This is a genomic window from Anabaena sp. UHCC 0451, from assembly GCF_034931405.1.
GTDB lineage: Bacteria > Cyanobacteriota > Cyanobacteriia > Cyanobacteriales > Nostocaceae > RDYJ01.
In genome coordinates this window covers 63,679-66,562 of record NZ_JAYGHA010000022.1, presented here as the reverse complement: position 1 = coordinate 66,562, position 2,884 = coordinate 63,679, and the positions used below count along the sequence as shown (strand labels likewise).

Below are 2,884 nucleotides of genomic sequence, written 5' to 3'. Positions count from 1 at the left end.
AGCGATACCTTCGGTAAGCTTCGCTAACGCATTTCTGATGTAGAGTTATGAGCGATACCTTCGGTAAGCTTCGCTAACGCATTATTGATGTAGAGTAAGAGCGATCGCCTTATCATTCAAGACTAATAACGACAGCTTGACCTTTCACTACTGTAGATAAAATATCCAAAATCTTTGGAACTAAAGGTTTAAGATCAATTAATCTATTAGACTTTGCTTGCAAAACAACTACAGCGATATTGAACTGAGATAAATTTTGCTGAAAAGATAAATTCCTATCAACAGTAATAAAAACATCAAATTCTTTTTCTATTAAAGCCAGTAATTTACCATTTTTAGTTCCTGCCCATCCCATTTGAGGAACTGTTTTGATTTCATAACCTATAAATTCTTTGGTTAATCTGCGATCAATACATTCATCTAAAATCAATTTCATTTTATGCTACCTTACTAATCATTGCTTTTTCAACTTCCTCCAAAAATGTAATGACTTGCTCTCTACTAACCGTAGGAAAACCATCTAAAAAATCATCTATTGAATCTCCTGCTTTTAAATAATCTAAAAGTGTTTGGATAGGAACTCTTGTTCCGGTAAAAACTGGAGTACCACTCATAATTTCAGGAGAAACGCTGATAATTGAAGTATTACTAGACATAGTTTTTTATGTGTTCAAGTGATATTTTTAGTTTAACATTGATTTAGAATGACAGCGATACCTACGGCTGGCTTCATCTACGCATCAACAAGTATATGGAAGGCTCTAATTCAACAAATATAATCCCAAATGCAGAAAAGGCAGTTATTGACATTCGTAAACTACGTGACTACTCCCTTAATCGAGATCATCCCACAGGAAAGGATAAAGCTCGTCTGTTTTCATCAATTTTAGGTATGACTGCTGAAAATGCTGAGGAATTACGCCAAATTATTTTGGAACAAGTTAAAATTCAAGAAGCTTGCTTAAATAAAAGTGATCAACATGGACAACGTTACTATGTAGATTTTACATTGAACAGGCAAAATAAAAGTGCAACCATTCGTAGTTGTTGGATTATCGAGTCTGGTTCTGATTTTCCAAGATTAACAAGTTGCTATATTAAATTGTAAGATTTAAAGGTTGTAACCAATGAGTAAACTTGAACCAAAGTTACTAGATGTAGTAGCACTCACAGTTGATTTACCTGAATATCACTTGTTACGTGGTCAAGTTGGTACAATAGTAGAAATACTAGCAGATGGTACAGTATTTGAAGTAGAATTTAGCGATAGTAATGGACAATCCTACGAATTTGCTGCTTTAACTTCAGAGCAAATTATGGTTTTGCATTTTGAGCCAACATCTCCTGATTTAGTAAAGTCAATGGTGACAGTGTAAGTAGTAAATTGAGATGCTTATGGTAGAGTGCATAGCGTATTTCTAATTTAGCATGAGAGCGATCGCATTTCTGCTGTAGAGTTGAGAGCGATCGCATTTATAATGAAGATATTGCAATAGTCAATGTCACGAGGATTTAAAAAAATGGACACTACACAACTTAGTGACAAAACAATAGAACTATCAGATATTACAGCTTGGGATAAAAACGGAAATAAACTTTTAGTATCAAAAGTTAGAGCTAGAGATATTGTAGAAGATATTACCGCCAAAGTTGAAAATATCCTCAAATTTGAGTATGAACATAATAGAGTGATAATTCCCTATGCTATGACAGCTACCCGTGAAGAAATTAAATTTTTTCAATGGGATGGGGAAAATTTACAAGATGTCTACATCTTTCCAACTCATGAAGTTTTGTCTGAATATGATCCAGAATTTAGTCATAAAAAGAGGAGCTTAAATTCACAGCTTTAATTATTATTTGCCATATCCTACGGAGTATTTGAGTTGATTACACTCTGATTTGGAGACTGAACATAATTAGGATTTTGAGGTAAACCATAAATCCCCATTGTTGGTATTCCTACATTTGGCTTTGTCTGAACGGTATTAAAATTACTGTAATAATTTGGCTGCCCATAACCTATACTTGAATTAGAAGGTAAACTGTGATAATTATAATTTGGACTAACTCCTACATTATTACCAGAAGAACTAATTTGAGTTGTATTAATTGATTGTTTAATGGCTGCTGCTAAAGGACTAACTACAAGAGTATGTTGGTTATTTAAAGTCTGATTATTTAATCCCATTACCAAGTTAGCAGCGGTATTTGGCTGTGTTGTTGCAGACGATGTGGCAAAATTGTTAATACCTAAAAACTGATTCCTGTTATTATTGGTATTAGACTGCAATAAGTTTTCGGCTTGTACCAAAAAGGGATTTTTTGTGCTGATTGCATTTACCGGAGAAACTTGATTAACTATCTCCAAACGCGGATTTGATTTAGCTAGATTAGCATTAGTATTGCGTTGATTAATTATATCCTCTAAAAATGTTTCTTTATTATTTGCCTGGGCATTGCTTGGCAATATAATTGTATTTGCATATACAGTTGATTGTACAACATCACTCAACAGATTTGGCATATTATCAATATCTGCGGCGATCGCTTTATCCTCCTCAGAAAGTGTAGTTTCCTGAGTAGTTTTCTTAGTATTTTCCTCAGTAGATTTTGGATTAACTACCTCTTGATCAGTTTTTTGATTTTCATTTTGGGTAAAAATCCCTGGATTTAACCAATATTCACGAACTAACAGCACCACAACTATTAAAAAAATTCCTGTCACCCAAAAACCAGGTCGTAATAAATTAGACAATCTGGCTCGGAGATAGCGCAAATAAGCAGGTGTATTATTTATTTCTGGCATAACTTGGTAACTTGGTGAATTAAATTGGTAAAAAACCTGATGCTAGTTCAATCTAGCTCATGGTGATATAGGAAT

At 33.7% G+C, this 2,884-nt stretch carries 6 protein-coding genes; 3 read left to right on the top strand and 3 right to left on the bottom strand.

Going from position 1 to position 2,884, the window contains the following annotated elements; all coding sequences use genetic code 11:
* Positions 1-112: 112 nt before the first annotated feature.
* Both VB694_RS16270 and VB694_RS16265 read right to left on the bottom strand, forming a co-directional pair.
* Positions 113-436, bottom strand: coding sequence for a DUF5615 family PIN-like protein (locus VB694_RS16270; protein ID WP_323361372.1), 324 nt, complete (start codon positions 434-436; stop codon positions 113-115).
* Between the two features lies 1 nt (position 437).
* The gene (locus VB694_RS16265; RefSeq protein WP_323361371.1) at positions 438-656 is read right to left on the bottom strand and encodes a DUF433 domain-containing protein; all 219 of its coding nucleotides are present in this window, start codon (positions 654-656) and stop codon (positions 438-440) included.
* A gap of 95 nt (positions 657-751) precedes the next feature.
* Between VB694_RS16265 and VB694_RS16260 the strand changes: the two genes are divergently transcribed.
* The 3 genes from VB694_RS16260 to VB694_RS16250 all read left to right on the top strand — a co-directional run bounded on the left by VB694_RS16260 (position 752) and on the right by VB694_RS16250 (position 1,853).
* A complete protein-coding gene (locus tag VB694_RS16260; RefSeq protein ID WP_323361370.1) occupies positions 752-1,108 on the top strand; it encodes a DUF6883 domain-containing protein in 357 nt (118 codons plus the stop codon).
* A gap of 19 nt (positions 1,109-1,127) precedes the next feature.
* Positions 1,128-1,376: a DUF4926 domain-containing protein gene (locus tag VB694_RS16255; protein WP_323361369.1), complete on the top strand. Its 249-nt coding sequence runs from the start codon at positions 1,128-1,130 to the stop codon at positions 1,374-1,376.
* Positions 1,377-1,520: 144 nt separating this feature from the next.
* A complete protein-coding gene (locus VB694_RS16250) occupies positions 1,521-1,853 on the top strand; it encodes a hypothetical protein (RefSeq protein WP_323361368.1) in 333 nt (110 codons plus the stop codon).
* Between the two features lie 17 nt (positions 1,854-1,870).
* Here the strand turns inward: VB694_RS16250 and VB694_RS16245 are convergent, their stop codons facing one another.
* Positions 1,871-2,809 (bottom strand): hypothetical protein, encoded by a 939-nt coding sequence (locus VB694_RS16245; RefSeq protein WP_323361367.1) that lies wholly within the window; start codon positions 2,807-2,809, stop codon positions 1,871-1,873.
* Positions 2,810-2,884: the final 75 nt, after the last annotated feature.

Coding starts and splice junctions, on each gene's coding strand:
- VB694_RS16270 (WP_323361372.1), bottom strand. CDS start 436: ATGAAATTGATTTTAGATGAATGTATTGATCGCAGATTAACCAAAGAA.
- VB694_RS16265 (WP_323361371.1), bottom strand. CDS start 656: ATGTCTAGTAATACTTCAATTATCAGCGTTTCTCCTGAAATTATGAGT.
- VB694_RS16260 (WP_323361370.1), top strand. CDS start 752: ATGGAAGGCTCTAATTCAACAAATATAATCCCAAATGCAGAAAAGGCA.
- VB694_RS16255 (WP_323361369.1), top strand. CDS start 1,128: ATGAGTAAACTTGAACCAAAGTTACTAGATGTAGTAGCACTCACAGTT.
- VB694_RS16250 (WP_323361368.1), top strand. CDS start 1,521: ATGGACACTACACAACTTAGTGACAAAACAATAGAACTATCAGATATT.
- VB694_RS16245 (WP_323361367.1), bottom strand. CDS start 2,809: ATGCCAGAAATAAATAATACACCTGCTTATTTGCGCTATCTCCGAGCC.